We start from the raw sequence: 19,179 nt of genomic DNA, 5'->3' as shown, positions 1-19,179 counted from the left end.
AGCCGTGGCGAACGGCTCTCAGGCACAAGCATAGGCTTGTGGGCCGGCTTGACCAGTGAGGCAGGAAAAACCGCCGGACCAGCAGCGTTGCGAGTACCGTACGTCGCGACTGGTGTTGTCCTCGCGGCACGACCGGGCGAAGGTGGACGTTCCGGCGTGCGCTGGCGGATAGCCCGGGAAGGGCGGAAATCCGCTGGGCAGACGCCTTGCGAGAGCAAGCCAGTCATCGGATGCCGCGTTTCGCTTGATAGGAAACTTCTTCCTTTTATAGATATCTCGATAGAGATACTCAATATTCGTGATGCCCTAAATCAATGGGCCTTTTCTGTCATCAGGCGATAATCTTGCCCCTGTCGAATTTCAACCGATCGACCACTCGATTAAACGACAAACTCTCATTGAGGAATTGCCTAATGTCCCTGATCAACACCCCCGTTCAACCGTTCAAGGTCAACGCTTTCCATAACGGCAAGTTCATCGAAGTCACCGAAGAATCCCTCAAGGGCAAGTGGTCCGTTCTGATCTTCATGCCGGCAGCCTTCACCTTCAACTGCCCGACCGAGATCGAAGACGCCGCCAACAACTACGCCGAGTTCCAGAAGGCCGGTACCGAGGTCTACATCGTGACCACCGATACCCACTTCTCCCACAAGGTGTGGCACGAAACTTCCCCGGCCGTTGGTAAAGCCCAGTTCCCGCTGATCGGCGACCCGACCCACCAGCTGACCAACGCCTTCGGCGTACACATCCCGGAAGAAGGCCTGGCCCTGCGCGGCACCTTCGTGATCAACCCGGAAGGCATCATCAAGACCGTCGAAATCCACTCCAACGAGATCGCTCGTGACGTCGGCGAAACCCTGCGCAAGCTGAAAGCTGCCCAGTACACCGCCGCTCACCCGGGTGAAGTCTGCCCGGCCAAGTGGAAAGAAGGCGAGAAGACCCTGGCTCCGTCCCTGGACCTGGTCGGCAAGATCTAAGAACGACCGGGAAGCGGTTGCGCGGCGGCTCCCGCCACGCGACCACCGGGCGCCCGCCCACGAAAGCTTCCCGAGCCGTTTGGCAACACCCCGAGGATGCCTACCGGCATCCTCCCTACCAAAGCCAAAAGCGTGCGTAGGGTGGGCGGAATAGCCTGCCGGGGAACCCCTTTGCTCAAATTCCGAGGATTTGAATCATGTTGGACGCCACGCTTAAAACCCAGTTGAAGGCCTACCTGGAAAAGGTCCAGCAGCCATTCGAGATCGTCGCGTCCCTCGATGACAGCGACAAATCCCGCGAGATGAGCGAGCTGCTGCACGAAATCGTCGGCCTGACCGACAAGATCACCCTGCGTGAAGATGGCAGCGACGCGCGCAAGCCGTCCTTCTCGCTGAACCGCCCAGGGGCGAACATCGGCCTGGCTTTCGCCGGCATCCCCATGGGCCACGAGTTCACCTCCCTGGTGCTGGCACTGCTGCAGGTCGGCGGCCACCCGTCCAAGCTCGACGCTGAAGTGATCGAGCAGATCAAGGGCATCCAGGGTTCGTTCGAGTTCGAAACCTACTTCTCGCTGTCCTGCCAGAACTGCCCGGACGTAGTCCAGGCGCTGAACCTGATGGCCGTGCTCAACCCGAACATCCGCCATGTCGCCATCGACGGCGCGCTGTTCCAGGAAGAAGTCGAGCGCCGCCAGGTCATGGCTGTGCCGAGCATCTACCTCAACGGTGAAGTGTTCGGCCAGGGCCGCATGGGCGTGGAAGAGATCCTCGCGAAGATCGACACCGGCGCTGCTGCCCGCGAAGCCGAGAAGCTTTCGGCGAAAGAAGAGTTCGACGTACTGGTCGTCGGCGGTGGTCCGGCCGGCGCTGCGGCAGCGATCTACGCCGCCCGTAAGGGCATCCGCACCGGCGTTGCCGCCGAGCGATTCGGCGGCCAGGTGCTGGACACCATGGCCATCGAGAACTTCATCTCGGTAACCGAGACCGAAGGCCCGAAACTGGCACGCCAGCTGGAAGAGCACGTCAAGCACTACGACGTCGACATCATGAACCTGCAGCGCGCCAGCGCGCTGATTCCGGCGAAGACTGCCGGCGGCCTGCACGAAGTGCAGTTCGAGGGCGGCGGCAGCCTCAAGGCCAAGTCGGTGATCCTGGCCACCGGCGCCCGCTGGCGCGAAATGGGCGTGCCGGGCGAGAAGGAATACAAGGCCAAGGGCGTTTGCTTCTGCCCGCACTGCGACGGCCCGCTGTTCAAGGGCAAGCGTGTGGCGGTGATCGGCGGCGGTAACTCCGGCGTCGAAGCGGCCATCGACCTGGCCGGTATCGTCAGCCACGTGACCCTGCTGGAATTCGACAGCAAGCTGCGCGCCGACGCCGTGCTGCAACGCAAGCTGTTCAGCCTGCCCAACGTGGATGTGATCACCAGCGCGCTGACCAGCGAAGTGAAAGGCGATGGCCAGAAGGTCACCGGCCTGGTCTACAAGGACCGCAACTCGGAAGAGTTCAAGTCCATCGACCTGGAAGGCATCTTCGTGCAGATCGGCCTGCTGCCCAACAGCGACTGGCTCAAGGGCACCATCGAGTTGTCCCCGCGCGGCGAGATCATCGTCGACGCTCGCGGTGAAACCTCGCTGCCGGGCATCTTCGCCGCCGGCGACGTGACCACCGTTCCGTACAAGCAGATCGTGATCGCGGTCGGCGAAGGCGCCAAGGCGTCGCTCTCCGCCTTCGATCACCTGATCCGCTCCTCCGCGCCAGCCTGATGACCTCGCGCTAGAGAAAGAAATCGCCCGGTTCACGAGAGTGAACCGGGCGTTTTCTTTTGTGCGGCAAAAGCATTCGCGAGCAAGGACTAGGCGTCCCCCTCGGTCCTACGAAGAGCGAACTCACCATGAGCCTGTAGGAGCGAGCTTGCTCGCGAACATTGCCCGCGCCAGAGCCTTCAGAGAATCGGCGACACCAGCCGCGCTACGCGCATCCCCAGTTGCTGCAGGCGATGCACGCGCTTGCGGTCGTCCAGGGTCATCTCCACCGATTGCGCAAAGTCTTCTTCCAGCATGGTCTCCACGTCGCGGGCGAAGCCTTCGTCGACGGTGATCACCATGATCTCGAAATTCAGCCGGAACGAGCGGTTATCCAGGTTGGCGCTGCCTACCGCGGCGCTGTCGTGGTCGATCAGTATCACCTTCTGGTGCAGGAATCCCGGCTGGTAGCGGAACACCCGCACGCCGGCGCGCACGGCGTCCAGGGCATAGAGGCTGGAGGCGGCGTAGACCGTCCGGTGATCCGGCCGCGAAGGCAGCAGGATGCGCACGTCAACGCCGCGCAGCACCGCCAGGCGCAGGGCGGCGGCGACGGCTTCGTCCGGGACGAAATAGGGCGTGGTGATCCACACCCGCTCCACCGCCGCGTTGATCGATTCGACGAAGAACAGCGAGCAGGTTTCCTGGGTGTCCGCCGGGCCGCTGGGCACCACCTGGCAGAGCATGCCTCCGTCGTCGTAGCCATCGGGCAGGATCAGCGTCGGCAGCGCGTGAGTGGCCCAGAACCAGTCCTCGGCGAAGCACTCCTGCAGGCACGCCACCGCCGGACCATGCAGCTCGATGTGAGTGTCGCGCCAGGGCGCCAGCGGTGGCTTCTCGCCCAGGTACTCGACGCCGACGTTGTGTCCGCCGACGAAGCCGCGCACGCCGTCGACCACCACGATCTTGCGGTGATTGCGGAAGTTCACCTGGAAGCGGTTGATCATGCCGCTGCCTGTGCTGAAGGCATGCACCTGCACGCCGCCCTGGCGCAGGCGCTCGATATAGCGGCGCGACAGCGCGTGGCTGCCAATGCCGTCGTACATCAGGAACACATCCACACCGTTGGCCGCGCGCTCCATCAGTAGCTGCGCGAGACGTTGCCCGAGGGCGTCGTCGCGGATGATGAAGAACTGCACGAGGATCACTTTCCGTGCGCTGGAGATCGCCTCGAACATCGCCTCGAACGAGGCCTTGCCGTTCACCAGCAGGCGCACCTTGTTGTTCGCCAGCGTTGGCATGCGCGCCAGGCCGACCATGGCCTTGAGCGATTTGTACGCGTGGTACTGGCGAGCGGCGAGGGCTTCTTCCACCCAGGGGCGCCAGTCGAGCTCGGCGGCGGCCAGGTGCATTTCCTCGTTGGCCTGCCGGCGCGCGCCGATGTAGGCGTCGAAGCGGCTACGGCCGAACACCAGGTAGGGCACCAGGGTCAGCAGCGGCATGAATACCAGCGACGTCGCCCAGGCGATGGCGCCTTGCGCGGTGCGCACGCTCAGCACGGCATGGACGGCGGCGATGATCCCCAGCAACTGGATGACCACCAGGAAATGAGCGATGTAGGCGGAGTACTGCATGGGCGCGCGATCGGATCCTTGTGCTCGGCGGATGGTCTGAGCCTAGTTGGCTCCTGGTGGCTGCGGCCAGCGACTGATGGGGCCGCGCCAGTGTTCGTAGGTTTTCCCCAGGCGCAGCACCTCGACGTCGGCGAACCGCGGGCCGACGATCTGCAGGCCGATGGGCATGCCTGCGCCGGTGAAGCCGCAGTTGAGTGAGAGTGCCGGTTGCTCGGACATGTTCCACGGCACGGTGAAACCGATGTGCTCGAAGGGCCGTGCCGGGTCGTTGGTGGGCGAGGCCCATTCGGCCGGGAAGGCGGCCACCTGGTTGGTCGGTGAAAGCAGGAAGTCGATCTGCTGGAACTGCTCGGCGGCGCGCCGGCGCATCTCGAAGGTGCGATTGAAGCCACGCACCGCGTCCGCGCCGCTGACCGCCGCGCCGCCTTCGGCCCACTGGAAGATATAGGGCAGCACCTTGGCCTGGCGCTCCGCCGGCAGGGTTTCCAGCTCGGCCCACAGGCGCGCGCGCCAGAACCTGTCCAGGCCCTCCAGCAGCTCGCGGTCGAGGATCGGCCGAACCTCGATGATTTCCGCGCCGGCATCGGCGAACTGTCGCGCGGCGGCTGTCACCGCGGCGCACACCTCGGGCTCGGGTTGCAGGCCGCAGCCGGGGTCGAGCTGCAGGCCGATGCGCAGCCCGCGGACCTCGCCATAGTCGATGTGCCAGTCGAGCTCGGCCGGCGGCAGGGCCGTGGCATCGCGCCAGTCCGGGCGCGACAGGTGCTTCATCATCAGCGCGGCGTCATCCAGTGTGCGGGTCATCGGTCCCGCACAGCGTCCGGTGAAATAGGGATCGATGGGGATGCGCCCGAGGCTTGGCTTGAAGCCGACCAGCCCGCACCAGCCGGCCGGCAGGCGCACCGAGCCGCCGATGTCGGTGCCAATGTGCAGCGGTCCGTAGCCTGCCGCCGCAGCGCTTGCCGCGCCGGCGCTGGAGCCGCCCGGGTTCATGCGCAGGTCCCACGGGTTGCGGGCCAGCTTGTGGAAGCTGGAAAGTCCGGAGGAGAGCATGCCGAAGTCCGGCACGGTGGTCTTGCCCAGCAGGATCGCGCCGGCCTCGTTCATTCGCGCGGCGGGCGGAGCGTTGCCGGTCGCCGGCTGCAGGAGGGTGGCGGCGCTGCCCTGGGGAATCGGGTCGCCGGTGGTGGCGATCAGTTCCTTGATGGTCACCGGCACGCCATCCAGTTCGCCGCAGGGTGCGCAACGGATCCAGCGCGCCTCGGAGCGCCGTGCCTGCTCCATCGCTCGCTGCGGATCGAAGGCGAAGAGCGCGCAGAGCTGCGGCTCCCAGCGGTCGATATGGGCGATCAGGTGCTCGAGGTACTCGACTGGCGAGAGCTGGTGCGAGCGGTACAGGGCGAGCAGTTCGACGGCGGACAGGTCGTGCAACGGTGGCATGGCGGTCTCCGGCGTGGGGCTATGCCTCACCCTAGCCGAATCCGCGCCAAGAGGGGATAGGCGCGCTCGTCACACCACACGCCCCGCTGCCCGTATCGGGGGCGGGTCAGGCGCGCTGGCGCGATTGCTGGTCGATCAGGTACTGCAGGCGATACAGATGACGGTAGCCCGATTCCCAGGCGCCGTGGCCGGATTTCACGTTGATGTGCCCGGCGGAGGGCAGGATCACCGTCTCGGCGCCCCAGGTGCGTCCCAGCGCCATGGCGCGCTGCGGGCTGCAGGCGGCGTCGTTGTCCGAACCCACCAGCACCGTCGGGAACGGCAGCGTTTGCGCGGCGATGGGAGCGAAATTGCGCAGCGCCTCGTGGCAGGTTTCCCGCTCCACGTCGGCCGGGGCGACCAGCAGTGCGCCGGCAACCTGGGCGAGGACGCGGCGGTCGGCACGGGCCGCCCAGGAGGCGACGGTGACGCACCCCAGGCTGTGGGCGATCAGCACCACGCGGCCGGCCTCGCGGCGGATTTCGCGATCCAGTTCGGCGACCCAGTCGTTGTGCTGCGGAGTGATCCAGTCCTGCTGCCGTACCCGCGCGGCGTTCGGCAGGGCGCGCTGCCAGTGGCTCTGCCAGTGAGCGTCGTCGGAACCGTGCCAGCCCGGCACGATCAGGTAGCGGATGCGTTCATTGCGCATGGGGCGGCCCTCTCGAATCGTCATGAGAGGGCATTCTAGGGAGGGTTTTAATATTCGTTAAGGAATAAGAAATTCTTTGCTTATGCAGTATTTTAGCTAAACGAATCGCTATAAGCCGTCATTCCTGCGCCCGGCGCAGCGGGCAGCAGCGCGCCAGGATGCCTTCCAGGTTGAGGTCGGGCATGGCGTATTCACGCAAGGCACGGGCGGTCTGCTCGACGTAGTCGCGGGTGCTGCCGAAGTGGCCCTGGGCGCTGGCCAGCACATGCTCGACGATGTTGTCGGGCAGGGCGCCGGCGTAGCTGGGCAGGTGGCGTTCGAGGACGAAGCCCAGGGCGCGCACGCGGCTGCCGTCGTCGAGGCGGCAGTTGAGCCATTCCGGGCGGTAGGAGGCGTACGGCATCTCCCGTTCCCAGAGTGCATAGAGGTTGGCGTCGAGGTGGTCTTCCGGCAGGCGGAAGGCGAAGCCTGCACAGGAGCCGCCGCGATCCAGGCCGAGTACCAGGCCTGGCGCTTCCGGGGTGCCGCGGTGGGTCAGGGACCACAGGTACAGCCCGCGGTGGTAGCCGTGCACCCGCGCGCGGCGCGCTTCGGCCACCGGGAACTCCGGGCGCCAGATCAGCGAGCCGTAGGCGAACAGCCACACCGGGCCGGCGCCATGTTCGCTCATGGTGATGTCGAGCGAGGCGCGCAGCTGTGCGGGTGTGAAGCGTTCCGGCACCCCCAGTGTCGGTGGATAGAACGGGCCTTCCGAAGCGGGAGACGATGTCATGCGGTACCCCTCAGGTCTCCTAACTGTCATCAACTTAGTGGAACCGCGGCGGGTACGGAAGGGCCTGAAAGGCATAGGTTTATTGCCGAGGCGGGGATGACGACGAACGGCGGCTACGCCGCGTGCCAACCGGGCGTAGGAGCGGACTTTGTCCGCGATGTGCCACCGGCCAGCTCCGAGCAGCCGGCAATCGATCGCGGACGGAGTCCGCTCCTACGTGAAAGTTCTGCGCTTGCGTCGGCCCTCACCCTAACCCTCTCCCTAGGGGAGAGGGGACCGTTCGGTGCAGGATGAAACGTCGGCAACAGTCGGCACGGACGGCTCCCTCTCCCCCTGGGAGAGGGCTGGGGTGAGGGGAAAGCATCGGCGTGGGCTTCCCGAGAAAGACAGTTGCTCCTACGCGATCAGGGAATATCGGCGCGGGGTGCCGGGACGCCGGGAATAAAAAAAGGCCGCTCACCCCTGCCTGAGTATTGGGAGAGCGGCCTTGAAGCTCGGTACGTTGTGGAGGTCCTTTTCTACACCCGTTCTGTTTCAGGCGTCTTACAGGGCCCTCAGCGTGCGGTGATGACCGCCAGCTTGGTAATGCCGGCCTTTTCGATGGAAGCCATGGCCTTGGCCACCTGGCCGTAGTTCACGGTTTCGTCGGCCTGAAGCTGCACGCGGACCTCGGCGTCCTTGGCCTTGGCCGCCGCCAGATTGCTTTGCAGCAGGTCCGGCTGGATCTCGTCCTTGTTGATGAACCACTTGCCGGCGCCGTCGATGCTCACCACCAGCGGGTCCTTCTGCTCCGGCGGGGCGACCGCCTCGGTCTTCGGCAGGTTGATCGGGATGGCGTTGGTCAGCAGGGGGGCGGTGACGATGAACACCACCAGCAGCACCAGCATCACGTCCACCAGCGGGGTCACGTTGATCTCGGAGAGAACCTCGTCGCTGTCCTGGGTCGAGAAGGCCATATCAGCTCGCCTCCTTCACGCTGGCGCCGGCAGCCGGCTTGCGGGCAGCGGTGGGCAGGGCGACGACGCGGAAGGCGCTCTTCTGCGCGAGGCTGTAGAAGTCGTGGGCGAAGTCGTCGAGGTCGGCCGCGGTGAGCTTCAGGCGGCGCAGGAAGTAGTTGTAGACCAGCACGGCAGGCACGGCGACGGCGATACCCACGCCCGTGGCGATCAGCGCGCTGCCGATCGGGCCGGCAACGGTTTCCAGGCTCGCCGAGCCAGCTGCGCTGATGCCCTTGAGTGCTTCCATGATGCCCCACACGGTGCCGAACAGGCCGATGAAGGGTGAGGTGGAACCGATCGAGGCGAGCACCGCGAGGCCCGATTCCAGGGAGCGGCGCTCGCGCTGGATCTGCTGGCGCAGGGCGCGCTCGAGGCGGTCCTGGTGGTTGATCGACTGGGCCAGGTCCGGCTGGCCGTTGTCCTGGACCTGGATGGCGGCAAAGCCGGCCTGGGCCACACGGGCTCCGGCGCCGGGCTTGCCGGCGGCCTGGTCACCGGCCGATTCGAGGCTGGTGGCGCTCCAGAACTGCTTCTGGAAGCGTTTGTCCTGGGACTTCTGGCGGGTGAACTGGACGCCTTTCACCAGGGCCAGCGCCCAGGTGACGACGGAGAAGCCGACCAGCAGCCAGATGACTGCGCCTTCGACGGATTCCAGGGGGTTCAGGGGCAGACTCATGGGTGTTCTCCTTCCGCGATTGTTGTGCGGCTGATCTGGGCAAGTTGAATCAATGCAATTTGAAATCGATGGGCACGCTGACCCAGCCGTCCTGGGCCACGTCGCCGCGCTTGGCGGGGACGAAGCTCCAGCGTTTCACCGCGCGCACCGCGGCATCGTCCAGGGCGTCGCGGCCGCTGCTTTTCTGCACCTGGATCTCGCTCGGGCTACCGCTGGCAAGAACATGCACGCGCAGCAGAACGGTGCCCTCCCAGCCGCGACGCTGGGCCAGCGGCGGGTATTCCGGCGCCGGGTTCTTCAGGTAACCGGCGCTGGCCGAGGGCGGCGTCAGCGGGGCTGGAGCCGGTGCCGGCGGAGCGGGCGGTGTCGGTTGCGGCGGCGGGGTTTCGGCCTTCGGCGGTGTGGGTTGCTCGACCGGCTTGGGCACGGGCTTGGGAGCCGGTTTCGGCTTGGGTTTGGGGATCGGCTTGGGTGGCGGCGGTTTCACCGCGTTCTCGTCCACCACCGGGGGCGGCGGCTCCTGCACCACCGGCTCGGGAATCGGTTCAGGCGGTGGTGGCTCTACCACCGACGGCGTCGGCGCGGTGAATTCGATGGTCATCGGCGGCACCTGTGGCGGTACCTCCGGCAGCTGGGGCGTTGGCTGCTGGCTCAGCCAGTAGATCACCGCACCGTGCAATGTCAGGGCGAACAGGCCGAGCAGCACGCCTTCGCGGCGGCTCAGCGCGCGGGCTTTCGCCGGCACGTGGCGGCCCAGCTCCAGCGCGTGGCGCAGCGGGCGGCCGAGATCGACCAGGTCGCCGCCGGGCACGTGGCGCAGGAACGCATCCGGCGCGAGGGCATGCTGGGGTTGAGCCATGAACGATCTCCTTGCAGGTCTGCGCGGCTCTGCGTCGCGCTTGAAACGGACCTGCATGATTGGCGGAGCGCCTTAGCTCTTGAAGTGATTGTTTCTCTTATTTAAATAACTTTCAGTGCTATGTGTTTTTGGCAAATCGCTGCAGGCCACGCCAACCGTGGGTTTTCGCGTAGCGGTAAAAAAACGATGCCTTTGCGGCATGGAAAATATGCAGGAAAGGTTGGTGAAAAATTGCTCAATACGCCGTGATAGAGCGGCCGGCGTAACCCTGTAGGAGCGAGCTTGCTCGCGAACCCGCCCAGCTCCGCTGCCATCGGCGAGCACCGTTCTCGAGCAAGAACTAGGCGTCCCCCTCGCTCCTACAAAATGCCCAAAGCCCAAAGCCCAAAGCCGGAAACGAAAAAGCCCGGTCATTCGACCGGGCTTTTCAGGGGTAAAGCTGCGTCGGCGATCAGAACGCCGGAACGACGGCGCCCTTGTACTTCTCGAGGATGAACTGCTTCACCTCGGGGCTGTGCAGGGCGGCGGCCAGCTTCTGCATGGCGGCGCTGTCCTTGTTGTCCGGGCGGGCAACCAGGATGTTCACGTAGGGCGAGTCGGAGCCTTCGATGGCCAGCGCGTCCTTGGTGGGGTTCAGCTTGGCTTCCAGGGCGTAGTTGGTGTTGATCAGGGCGAGGTCGACCTGGGTCAGCACGCGCGGCAGGGTGGCCGCTTCCAGCTCACGCACCTTGATGTTCTTCGGGTTCTCGACGATGTCCTTCGGGGTGGCGGTGATGGACTTGTTGTCCTTCAGCTTGATCACGCCGGCCTTGTCCAGCAGCAGCAGGGCGCGGCCGCCGTTGGTGGCGTCGTTGGGGATCACCACGGTAGCGCCCGAGGGCAGCTCGTCGAGCTTCTTGAACTTGGTGGAGTAGGCGCCCAGCGGCTCGATGTGCACGCCGGTGACGGCGACCAGGCTGGTGCCCTTGGCCTTGTTGAACTCATCCAGGTACGGCTGGTGCTGGAAGAAGTTGGCGTCCAGGCGCTTCTCGGCGACCTGGGTATTGGGCTGCACGTAGTCGGTGAACTCCTTGACCTTCAGCTCGACCCCTTCCTTGGCCAGGATGGGTTTGACGAAGTTGAGGATCTCGGCGTGCGGCACCGGGGTGGCGGCGACGGTCAGGCTGTCGGCGGCCTGGGCCAGCGGGGCGGAGATGGCTGCGGCAGCGGCGAAAGCAGCGAGCAGTTTTTTCATTGTCGGCTCCTAAGAAGGCCCGCGTCCGGCGGGCCAGTCGGTTACTTGCGGGAGAAGTGGACCACCAGCTTGTCGCCGACGGTCTGCAGAATCTGTACGAGCACCAGCAGCATCACCACGGTGACCACCATCACGTCGGTCTGGAAGCGCTGGTAGCCGAAGCGGATGGCCAGGTCGCCGAGGCCGCCGGCGCCCACCACGCCGGCCATCGCGGTGTAGGACACCAGGGTGATGGCGGTGACGGTGATGGCGGCGATGATGCCCGGGCGGGCTTCGGGCAGCAGCGCGTTCCAGATGATCTGGCGGGTGCTGGCGCCCATCGCCTGGGTCGCTTCGATGATGCCCTTGTCCACCTCGCGCAGGGCGGTTTCCACCAGGCGCGCGAAGAACGGCGTGGCGCCCACCACCAGCGGCGGAATCGCCCCGGCGACGCCCAACGAAGTGCCGGTGATCAGCACGGTGAAGGGGATCATCACGATCAGCAGGATGATGAAGGGCAGCGAGCGCAGCACGTTCACCACGAAGGACAGCAGGGCGTAGACCGCGCGGTTCTCGAACATCTGCTTGGGCCCGGTGAGGAACAGCAGCACACCCAGCGGCAGGCCCAGGACGATGGTGAACAGCAGCGAGCCGCCGAGCATCCAGAAGGTGTCGATGCTGGCCTGGAGAATTTCCGACCAGTCGATATTGGAAAAGAACTCGCTCATGCGCGCAGCACCTCGACGTGGACTTCGGCGGCGTTCAGCTGTGCCATCGCGGCCTCGATGTCACCGCCCACCAGGGACAGGGTTAGCTGGCCGTAGGGCTGGTCCTTGATGCGGTCGATGCGCCCCGCGAGGATGCTGTAGTCGACCCCGGTCTGGCGCGCCACGGTGCCCAGCAGCGGCGCGTAGGTCGCCTCGCCACGGAAGGTCAGGCGCAGGATGCGGCCCGGCACGTGGGCAAAGTCGTCGTGCTGCTCGTCCTCGTCCACACGCTCGGCCTCGAAGACGAAACGGCGGGTGGTGTCGTGCTGCGGATGGAGGAACACATCGGCGACGTCGCCCTGTTCAACGATGCTGCCGGCATCCATCACCGCAACCTGGTCGCAGACGCGGCGGATCACGTCCATCTCGTGGGTGATGAGGACGATGGTCAGCTTCAGCTCGCGGTTGATTTCCGCCAGCAGTTGCAGGACCTGGCCGGTGGTCTGCGGGTCGAGGGCGCTGGTGGCCTCGTCACAGAGCAGGATGGTCGGTCGGCAGGCCAGGGCGCGGGCGATGCCGACGCGCTGCTTCTGGCCGCCGGACAGCTGCGCCGGGTATTTGCGGGCGTGGTCCTGGAGGCCGACGCGCTCGAGCAGTTCGTCCACCCGTGCGCTGATCTCGGCGGCGCTGAAGGTACCGGCGAGCTTCATCGGCATGGCGATGTTGTCGGCGACGGTCTTCGAGGCCAGCAGGTTGAAGTGCTGGAAGATCATCCCGACGCGCTGGCGGAAACGGCGCAGGCCGTCGGCGTCGAGGGCGGTGATATCTTCGCCGTCGATGACGATGCGCCCGCCACTGGGTTCTTCCAGGCGATTGATCAGGCGCAGCAGGGTGCTTTTACCGGCGCCGGAATGGCCGATCAGGCCGAACACCTGGCCGCCCTGGATGCTCAGGCGGGTCGGCTGCAGGGCCGGGATATCGCGTCCGGCGACGCGATAGGTCTTGTGGACGTCGTGGAATTCGATCACGTAGCAAACCTTGTGGGTACGGCGTGTGGGAACCTGTTCATGGCGTGCTGCGCGTCGGCATTACGGCGTTGAAAACAGGCGAGAAATGCTCATCTACGCGTGAGTAGACTCCGCTTTCTCGCCTGTTTTCGCCTGGTACTGCTCTAGCTCGCAAGCCCTAAACAGATTCGGGACCTACCAAGTTGTCGAGGGATAGACGACAAACGTAGGCGGTCAGCCAAAACCGCGCATTTTAACCTGCTTTTTTATGGCTGATTAATCTTTGTTCAACTAACTGCGGAACAAAAGGGAATAACGGGCACCACGAACGGGCGCCCGTGGGCTTACGGCGTGCAGGTTGGCTGAGCGCCGGGTGCGGCGGGCTTCTGCAGGCCGCTGACATCAGCCGCAACACCGGGCGCGCGGGGCATCAGCGAGCGGGCGCGGGTCAGGGCGGTGGTGGCGCCATTGACGTCGCCCTTGGCCAGGGCTTCGCGGCTGCGCTCCAGGTAGGCGTCGGCCAGGCGCTTGCGGCGCTCGGCGAGCTGGGTGGCGTCTTCCTGCTCGGAACCCAGCGCAAGCTGCGCGGATTCCAGACGGCCGGCGGCCAGTTCGGTTTCGAAGCCACTGCTGTTGGCCAGATTGCTCGCGGTGCTCTGGCAGGCTGTCAGGGCCAGCGCCAGGGCCATCAGCGAGAACAGGCGGATGACGAACGACTTCATGCGTCAGGGTCTCTTTGATCAAAAAATCGCCAAATTCTACACCGTCCGGCGCGGCAGGACAAAACTCAGCAGGAACAGGGCCGCCGCGCTGACCACGATGGAGGGGCCGGCGGGGGTGTCCTTGAACCAGGACAGCGAGAGCCCGGCGCACACCGCCACCAGGCCGATCAGGCTGGCGCCGAAGGCCATCTGTTCAGGGCTGCGCGCATGCCGCTGGGCGGCGGCGGCGGGGATGATCAGCAGTGAGGTGATCAGCAGCACGCCGACGATCTTCATGGCCACGGCGATGACGATGGCGATCAGCAGCATCAGTGCCAGACGGATGGCGGTGACCGGCAGCCCTTCGACCCGCGCCAGTTCCTCGTGCACGGTGATCGCCAGCAGCGGCCGCCACAGCCAGCAGATCAGCCCCAGCACCAGGGCGCTGCCGGCGACTATCCACAACAGGTCGGTGTGGCTGACGGCGAGCAGGTCGCCGAACAGGTAGGCCATCAGGTCGACGCGCACTTCCTTCATGAAGCTCAGGGTCACCAGGCCCAGCGACAGCGTGCTGTGGGCGAGGATGCCGAGCAGGGTGTCGGCGGCCAGCGGCTGGCGTTGCTGCAGGGTGACCAGCAGCACGGCGAGCAGCACGCAGCCGACGGTCACCGCCAGCGTCGGGCTGACGTCCAGCAGGAAGCCGAGGGCGACGCCGAGCAGGGCGGCGTGGGACAGGGTGTCGCCAAAGTAGGCCATGCGTCGCCAGACGACGAACGAACCCAGGGGCCCGGCGACCACCGCCAGGGCCAGCCCGGCGAGGAGGGCGTTGAGCAGGAAATCAGCCATGGTTGCAGTCGGGGCCGTGCTGGTGGACCGGAGTGAAGCGCGTGCCGGCGGGGAAGGCGGGTTTCACCACCTCGCCGTGCAGGTCGTGGGAATGGTCGTGGTGGTGGTGATAGACCGCCAGGCTGCGGGCATCCTGGCCGAACAGCTCGACGAAGGCCGGATCGCCGCTGACCTGTTCCGGATGCCCGGAGCAGCAGACGTGGCGGTTCAGGCAGACCACCTTGTCGGTGGCGCTCATCACCAGGTGCAGGTCGTGGGAAACCATCAGCACACCGCAGCCGAGGCGGTCGCGCAGGCGGCCGATCAGGCGGTACAGCTCGGCCTGGCCGGCGACGTCGACGCCCTGCACGGGCTCGTCAAGCACCAGCAGTTCCGGTTTGCGCAGCAGGGCGCGGGCCAGCAGGACGCGTTGCAGCTCACCGCCGGAAACGCTCTGCAGCGGCTTGTCGATCACATGCGCCGCGCCGACTTCCTGCAGCGCGTCGAGCGCCTGGGTGCGCTGTACACCGGGCACCAGACGGAGGAAGCGGAAGACGGTGAGCGGCAAGGTCGGGTCGACGTGGAGTTTCTGCGGCATATAGCCGATGGACAGCTTCGGCGCGCGCCAGACGCTGCCGGTGTCGGGCTTGAGCAGGCCGAGCACGCTGCGCACCAGGGTCGTCTTGCCGGCGCCGTTGGGGCCGATCAGGGTGACGATCTCGCCGGGAGCGATGGTCAGGTCGACGTTCTGCAGCACCGCCTGGCCGCCATAACTGACGCCGACGCCTTGCAGGCGGATCAGGGCGTCGCTCATCACGCCTCCCGCTGGCCGGGGGCGCAGGCGCCGCAGAGGCCGACGATCTCGACGGTCTGGGTTTCCACGGCGAAGCCGACGCCCTTGGCGCCAGCCACGATGGCCTCGCTGATGGCCGGCTGTTCCAGCTCGATGGCGGTGTGGCAGGCGCGGCAGATCAGGAACTGGCCTTCGTGGGCGTGTTCCGGGTGTGCGCAGCCGATGAAGGCGTTGAGCGAGGCGATGCGGTGCACCAGGCCGTTTTCCAGGAGGAAGTCCAGCGCGCGGTAGACCGTCGGCGGCGCCGCCTTGCGGCCGTCTTCCTCGCTCAGCACGGCGAGAATGTCGTAGGCGCCCAGCGGCTTGTGGCTCGCCCAGACCAGCTCCAGCACACGCCGGCGCAGCTCGGTCAGGCGCACGCCCTGGCGCGCGCACAGCGCGTCGGCGTCGGCCAGGGCGCTGGCCACGCAGTTGGCGTGGTCGTGCGGGCGGCAGGCGAGGGGAGTCTTCGGGGCGATCTTGTACATGCGCGGCGACGCTCGGGTTCAGAGACGTTATTATATTACTCTTTCATCTCTCTCCTGTGTGAGTGCCGCCGTGTCCTTCCGTCCCGTCGCCCTGCTGACCGCCGCCTGCGCGCTGCTGCTCAGCCTTCCCGTGCGTGCCGAGGTCAGCGTGCTGACCAGCATCAAGCCGCTGCAACTGATCGCCGCCGCCATCCAGGACGGCGAAGGCACGCCGGACGTGCTGCTGCCGCCGGGCGCCTCGCCGCACAGCTACTCGCTGCGCCCCTCGGACATCCGTCGCGTGCGCGATGCGCAACTGTTCTACTGGGTCGGCCCGGACCTGGAGAACTTCCTGCCCAAGGTGCTCGACAGCCGCAAGGGCCCGAGCGTCGCGCTGCAGGACCAGGCCGGCATGCACCTGCGCAAGTTCGCCGACTTCAGTGAGTCCAACCACCCGGACCATGACGATCATGATCATGACGACCTTGGCCATGATCACGACCACCGTCCCGGCATGATCGACGCCCACCTCTGGTTGCTGCCGGCCAACGCCCAGGTGATCGCCGCGCGCATGGCCGAGGACCTGGCCATCGCCGATCCAGCGAATGCCAGCCGCTACGAGGCCAACCTGAAGGCCTTCGACGAGCGCATGGAACAACTCAATACCCGCCTGCAGCAGCGCATCGATCCGCTCAAGGGCAAGCCGTTCTTCGTCTTCCACGAAGCCTTCGACTACTTCGAAGAGGCCTATGGCCTGCGCCATGCCGGGGTTTTCGCGGTGTCCGCAGACGTGCAGCCGGGGGCCCGGCACGTCGCCATGATGCGTGCGCAACTGCAGAAGGCCGGGCCGTCCTGCATCTTCAGCGAGCCGCCGATCCGCCCGCGCCTGGCCGATACCTTGAGCCAGGGCCTGCCGGTGCGCCTGGCCGAGTTGGATGACCTGGGCGTGGGGGTGAAGGTCGATGCCCAGGGCTACGAGAATCTGCTGGGCAATCTGGCGGATGAGTTTGCGGGGTGCCTGGAGAAGCTTTGATTCGGGCTGCTGTCGTAGCTTCCCTGATCGCAGGGCGAATAACGCCTCGGGCGTTATCCGCCGCTGGGCTTCGGATGGCGGATAAAGCGTTCCGCTTTATGCGCCCCTGAACCCGACCTGAGCGTAGGAGGGGACTTCGTCCGCGATAGGTTCGCCTCGCGCCGGACAACATCGGGGACGAAGTCCCCTCCTACGAAAGCCCATCGCCGCGCCTGATCGTCGCACCATTCCTGCCTGAAACTTCCCTGCCTGATTTGCGGCCGACGCCCCGCCAATCGTCGCCTTCGTGCTTGTTTTTCAGCGTCTTCCGGTCAACCGTCTATCGTGTGTAATGGTGCGAGCCAGGCACAAGATATTGATGCCGATCAGTCTTCTGTGTCTACATATTGGGTCTACTCGCGCTCCTTTGCGCCCTGCCACCCAACCGACAGGAGGTTATTTCTCGGATGGCCAAGACCGATGCGCGCCCACGCGGCGCCAACCAAGGAGTTCTCGCCCTGCAACCTGCCTCGCAGGATATCTGGGACAGCAAGTACCGCCTCAAGCACAAGAGCGGTAAACCCATCGACGGCAGCGTCGACGAGACCTGGCAGCGCATCGCCCGCGCCCTGGCCGACGTCGAGGCGAACAAGGCCCTGCGCGAGCACTGGTACGAGCGCTTCCTCTGGGCCTTGCGCAATGGCGCCATCCCGGCCGGGCGGATCATCTCCAACGCTGGCGCGCAGGGGCACAAGCCGGCCACCTCGACCATCAACTGCACCGTCTCCGGGATCATCCGTGACTCCATGGACGACATCCTGGAGAAGGTCCACGAGGCCGGGCTGACCCTCAAGGCCGGCTGCGGCATCGGTTACGAATTCAGCACCCTGCGCCCGCGCGGCGCCTACGTCTCCGGCGCCGGCGCACACACCAGCGGGCCGCTGTCGTTCATGGATATCTACGACAAGATGTGCTTCACCGTCAGCTCCGCCGGGGGGCGGCGCGGCGCGCAGATGGGCACCTTCGACGTCAGCCATCCGGACGTCCGCGAGTTCATCCGCGCCAAGCGTGAAGACGGCCGCCTGCGCCAGTTCAACCTCAGTCTGCTGATCACCGATGGCTTCATGCACGCGGTGGAAGTCGATGAGGACTGGCCGCTGGTGTTCCCGATCCACGCGAAGGAGCGCGACGAAGTCGACCTGAACAACCCGGGCGAAGTCGTCTGGCGCGACTGGCCGGTGCACGACAACTACCTGGTGGGTGACGACGGCCGCGTGGCCTGCAAGGTCTACGGGCGGGTCAAGGCGCGGCACCTGTGGGACATGATCATGGTGTCCACCTACGACTACGCCGAGCCGGGGTTCATCCTGATCGACCGGGTCAACGAGATGAACAACAACTGGTGGTGCGAGGCGATCCGCGCCACCAACCCCTGTGGCGAGCAACCGCTGCCACCCTATGGCTCCTGCCTGCTGGGTTCGGTGAACCTGACCAGCTTCGTGGTCGACGCCTTCGGTGACAACGCGCGCTTCGACTGGGAGCGCTACCGCGAAGTGGTCCGCGTGTTCACCCGCATGCTCGACAACGTGGTGGAGATCAACGGCCTGCCGCTGGAACAGCAGCGCGCGGAAATCCTCGGCAAGCGTCGCCATGGCATGGGCTTCCTCGGCCTGGGCTCGGCGCTGACCCTGCTCAAGCTGCGCTACGGCAGCCCGGAAGCCTGCGTGTTCACCGAAGAAGTGGCGCGCGAGATGGCCCTGGTGGGCTGGGAAGTGGCGCTGGAACTGTCCCGCGAGAAAGGCCCGGCGCCGGCGTTGGTGAAGGAGTACGAAGTCACCGCCGAAATGCTGCGCAAGCGCCCGGAAATGAAGGCCGATGGCCTCAAGGTCGGTGACAAGGTCGCCGGCCGCGTCCTGCACGCAAAGTACTCGCGCTACATGCAGCGCGTCGCCGAGCATGCACCGCAACTGATCGAGGAACTGGCCGAGCACGGCGCACGCTTCACTCACCACAGCTCCATCGCGCCCACCGGCACCATCAGCCTGAGCCTGGCCAACAATGCCTCCAATGGCATCGAGCCGAGCTTCGCCCACCACTATTCGCGCAACCTGATCCGCCCCGGGCGCAAGACCAAGGAGAAGATCTCGGTCTTCAGCTACGAGCTGCTGGCCTACCGCGACCAGGTGGACAACCACGCCGTGCCGGGCGCCGAGGAAGAGAAGCACCGCCTGCCGGACTACTTCATCACCGCCGACGACATCACTCCGCAACAGCATGTCGATATCCAGGCCGCCGCGCAGAAGTGGATCGACTCGTCGATTTCCAAGACCGCCAACGTCCCCACCGACTACCCGTTCGAGGACTTCAAGGACATCTACCTCTACGCCTGGCGCCAGGGCCTGAAGGGCTGCACCACCTTCCGCTTCAACCCGGCGGCCTTCCAGGGCGTGCTGGTGAAGGAATCGGACCTGGAGAAGACGGTGTACCGCTTCGAGCTGGAAGATGGCAGCGTGGTCGAACTCAAGGGCAACGAGGAGGTGGAGTACGACGGCGAGATGCATACCGCCGCCAACCTCTTCGACGCCCTGAAAGAAGGCTATTACGGTAAGTACTGAGACCCCTGGAGAGA

The 19,179-nt window shown here is 65.7% G+C and carries 18 protein-coding genes; 4 read left to right on the top strand and 14 right to left on the bottom strand.

Going from position 1 to position 19,179, the window contains the following annotated elements; genetic code table 11:
- The first annotated feature begins 413 nt into the window (after positions 1–413).
- Positions 414–977, top strand: coding sequence for an alkyl hydroperoxide reductase subunit C (gene ahpC / locus L6D89_RS26195; protein WP_017517843.1), 564 nt, complete (start codon positions 414–416; stop codon positions 975–977).
- Positions 978–1,174: 197 nt separating this feature from the next.
- Positions 1,175–2,740, top strand: a complete 1,566-nt coding sequence (gene ahpF, locus L6D89_RS26190) for an alkyl hydroperoxide reductase subunit F (protein WP_236201634.1) — start codon at positions 1,175–1,177, stop codon at positions 2,738–2,740.
- 179 nt (positions 2,741–2,919) lie between these two features.
- Here ahpF and cls read toward each other — a convergent pair whose 3' ends face one another.
- The 14 genes from cls to zur all read right to left on the bottom strand — a co-directional run bounded on the left by cls (position 2,920) and on the right by zur (position 15,559).
- Entirely contained in the window at positions 2,920–4,353 is a 1,434-nt protein-coding gene (cls, locus tag L6D89_RS26185) for a cardiolipin synthase (protein ID WP_236201633.1), read from the bottom strand.
- A 42-nt stretch (positions 4,354–4,395) separates the two neighbouring features.
- On the bottom strand, positions 4,396–5,793 hold the full coding sequence (locus L6D89_RS26180; protein ID WP_236201632.1) for an amidase: 1,398 nt from the start codon (positions 5,791–5,793) through the stop codon (positions 4,396–4,398).
- 106 nt (positions 5,794–5,899) lie between these two features.
- Positions 5,900–6,481 (bottom strand): alpha/beta hydrolase, encoded by a 582-nt coding sequence (locus L6D89_RS26175; RefSeq protein ID WP_236201631.1) that lies wholly within the window; start codon positions 6,479–6,481, stop codon positions 5,900–5,902.
- Positions 6,482–6,599: 118 nt separating this feature from the next.
- Positions 6,600–7,253, bottom strand: coding sequence for a gamma-glutamylcyclotransferase (locus L6D89_RS26170; protein WP_236172209.1), 654 nt, complete (start codon positions 7,251–7,253; stop codon positions 6,600–6,602).
- 554 nt (positions 7,254–7,807) lie between these two features.
- On the bottom strand, positions 7,808–8,209 hold the full coding sequence (locus L6D89_RS26165) for an ExbD/TolR family protein (protein ID WP_024766994.1): 402 nt from the start codon (positions 8,207–8,209) through the stop codon (positions 7,808–7,810).
- A 1-nt stretch (position 8,210) separates the two neighbouring features.
- On the bottom strand, positions 8,211–8,927 hold the full coding sequence (locus L6D89_RS26160; RefSeq protein ID WP_024766993.1) for a MotA/TolQ/ExbB proton channel family protein: 717 nt from the start codon (positions 8,925–8,927) through the stop codon (positions 8,211–8,213).
- Positions 8,928–8,976: 49 nt separating this feature from the next.
- A complete protein-coding gene (locus L6D89_RS26155; RefSeq protein WP_236201630.1) occupies positions 8,977–9,786 on the bottom strand; it encodes an energy transducer TonB in 810 nt (269 codons plus the stop codon).
- 451 nt (positions 9,787–10,237) lie between these two features.
- The gene (locus L6D89_RS26150; RefSeq protein ID WP_236172207.1) at positions 10,238–11,020 is read right to left on the bottom strand and encodes a MetQ/NlpA family ABC transporter substrate-binding protein; all 783 of its coding nucleotides are present in this window, start codon (positions 11,018–11,020) and stop codon (positions 10,238–10,240) included.
- Positions 11,021–11,061: 41 nt separating this feature from the next.
- Positions 11,062–11,727, bottom strand: a complete 666-nt coding sequence (locus tag L6D89_RS26145; protein ID WP_236172206.1) for a methionine ABC transporter permease — start codon at positions 11,725–11,727, stop codon at positions 11,062–11,064.
- Positions 11,724–12,734: a methionine ABC transporter ATP-binding protein gene (locus L6D89_RS26140; protein ID WP_236172205.1), complete on the bottom strand. Its 1,011-nt coding sequence runs from the start codon at positions 12,732–12,734 to the stop codon at positions 11,724–11,726. The genes L6D89_RS26145 and L6D89_RS26140 overlap by 4 nt, the downstream gene beginning before the upstream one ends.
- Positions 12,735–13,057: 323 nt before the next feature.
- Complete coding sequence (locus L6D89_RS26135; protein ID WP_236201629.1) at positions 13,058–13,435, bottom strand: hypothetical protein; 378 nt, start codon at positions 13,433–13,435, stop codon at positions 13,058–13,060.
- Positions 13,436–13,471: 36 nt separating this feature from the next.
- Positions 13,472–14,260 (bottom strand): zinc ABC transporter permease subunit ZnuB, encoded by a 789-nt coding sequence (gene znuB / locus L6D89_RS26130; RefSeq protein WP_236201628.1) that lies wholly within the window; start codon positions 14,258–14,260, stop codon positions 13,472–13,474.
- A complete protein-coding gene (znuC, locus tag L6D89_RS26125) occupies positions 14,253–15,053 on the bottom strand; it encodes a zinc ABC transporter ATP-binding protein ZnuC (RefSeq protein WP_236201627.1) in 801 nt (266 codons plus the stop codon). The genes znuB and znuC overlap by 8 nt, the downstream gene beginning before the upstream one ends.
- On the bottom strand, positions 15,053–15,559 hold the full coding sequence (gene zur / locus L6D89_RS26120) for a zinc uptake transcriptional repressor Zur (protein WP_017521236.1): 507 nt from the start codon (positions 15,557–15,559) through the stop codon (positions 15,053–15,055). Before zur ends, znuC begins: the two co-directional genes overlap by 1 nt.
- A gap of 70 nt (positions 15,560–15,629) precedes the next feature.
- Between zur and znuA the strand changes: the two genes are divergently transcribed.
- Both znuA and L6D89_RS26110 read left to right on the top strand, forming a co-directional pair.
- Complete coding sequence (gene znuA, locus L6D89_RS26115) at positions 15,630–16,571, top strand: zinc ABC transporter substrate-binding protein ZnuA (protein WP_236201626.1); 942 nt, start codon at positions 15,630–15,632, stop codon at positions 16,569–16,571.
- A 446-nt stretch (positions 16,572–17,017) separates the two neighbouring features.
- The gene (locus L6D89_RS26110; protein ID WP_236201625.1) at positions 17,018–19,165 is read left to right on the top strand and encodes an adenosylcobalamin-dependent ribonucleoside-diphosphate reductase; all 2,148 of its coding nucleotides are present in this window, start codon (positions 17,018–17,020) and stop codon (positions 19,163–19,165) included.
- The last annotated feature ends 14 nt before the right edge of the window (positions 19,166–19,179 follow it).

Origin of the sequence: Pseudomonas pseudonitroreducens, assembly GCF_021603645.1 — a bacterium.
GTDB lineage: Bacteria > Pseudomonadota > Gammaproteobacteria > Pseudomonadales > Pseudomonadaceae > Pseudomonas > Pseudomonas pseudonitroreducens.
This window is presented reverse-complemented; position numbering and strand designations above follow the sequence as displayed.

Excerpts from the sequence above, each read along its gene's own strand:
- L6D89_RS26155 (WP_236201630.1), bottom strand. The coding sequence starts at position 9,786 with ATGGCTCAACCCCAGCATGCCCTCGCGCCGGATGCGTTCCTGCGCCAC.
- L6D89_RS26150 (WP_236172207.1), bottom strand. The coding sequence starts at position 11,020 with ATGAAAAAACTGCTCGCTGCTTTCGCCGCTGCCGCAGCCATCTCCGCC.
- L6D89_RS26170 (WP_236172209.1), bottom strand. The coding sequence starts at position 7,253 with ATGACATCGTCTCCCGCTTCGGAAGGCCCGTTCTATCCACCGACACTG.
- L6D89_RS26180 (WP_236201632.1), bottom strand. The coding sequence starts at position 5,793 with ATGCCACCGTTGCACGACCTGTCCGCCGTCGAACTGCTCGCCCTGTAC.
- L6D89_RS26110 (WP_236201625.1), top strand. The coding sequence starts at position 17,018 with ATGGCCAAGACCGATGCGCGCCCACGCGGCGCCAACCAAGGAGTTCTC.
- L6D89_RS26145 (WP_236172206.1), bottom strand. The coding sequence starts at position 11,727 with ATGAGCGAGTTCTTTTCCAATATCGACTGGTCGGAAATTCTCCAGGCC.
- zur (WP_017521236.1), bottom strand. The coding sequence starts at position 15,559 with ATGTACAAGATCGCCCCGAAGACTCCCCTCGCCTGCCGCCCGCACGAC.
- L6D89_RS26135 (WP_236201629.1), bottom strand. The coding sequence starts at position 13,435 with ATGAAGTCGTTCGTCATCCGCCTGTTCTCGCTGATGGCCCTGGCGCTG.
- cls (WP_236201633.1), bottom strand. The coding sequence starts at position 4,353 with ATGCAGTACTCCGCCTACATCGCTCATTTCCTGGTGGTCATCCAGTTG.
- L6D89_RS26165 (WP_024766994.1), bottom strand. The coding sequence starts at position 8,209 with ATGGCCTTCTCGACCCAGGACAGCGACGAGGTTCTCTCCGAGATCAAC.
- ahpC (WP_017517843.1), top strand. The coding sequence starts at position 414 with ATGTCCCTGATCAACACCCCCGTTCAACCGTTCAAGGTCAACGCTTTC.
- ahpF (WP_236201634.1), top strand. The coding sequence starts at position 1,175 with ATGTTGGACGCCACGCTTAAAACCCAGTTGAAGGCCTACCTGGAAAAG.
- znuC (WP_236201627.1), bottom strand. The coding sequence starts at position 15,053 with ATGAGCGACGCCCTGATCCGCCTGCAAGGCGTCGGCGTCAGTTATGGC.
- znuB (WP_236201628.1), bottom strand. The coding sequence starts at position 14,260 with ATGGCTGATTTCCTGCTCAACGCCCTCCTCGCCGGGCTGGCCCTGGCG.
- L6D89_RS26175 (WP_236201631.1), bottom strand. The coding sequence starts at position 6,481 with ATGCGCAATGAACGCATCCGCTACCTGATCGTGCCGGGCTGGCACGGT.
- L6D89_RS26160 (WP_024766993.1), bottom strand. The coding sequence starts at position 8,927 with ATGAGTCTGCCCCTGAACCCCCTGGAATCCGTCGAAGGCGCAGTCATC.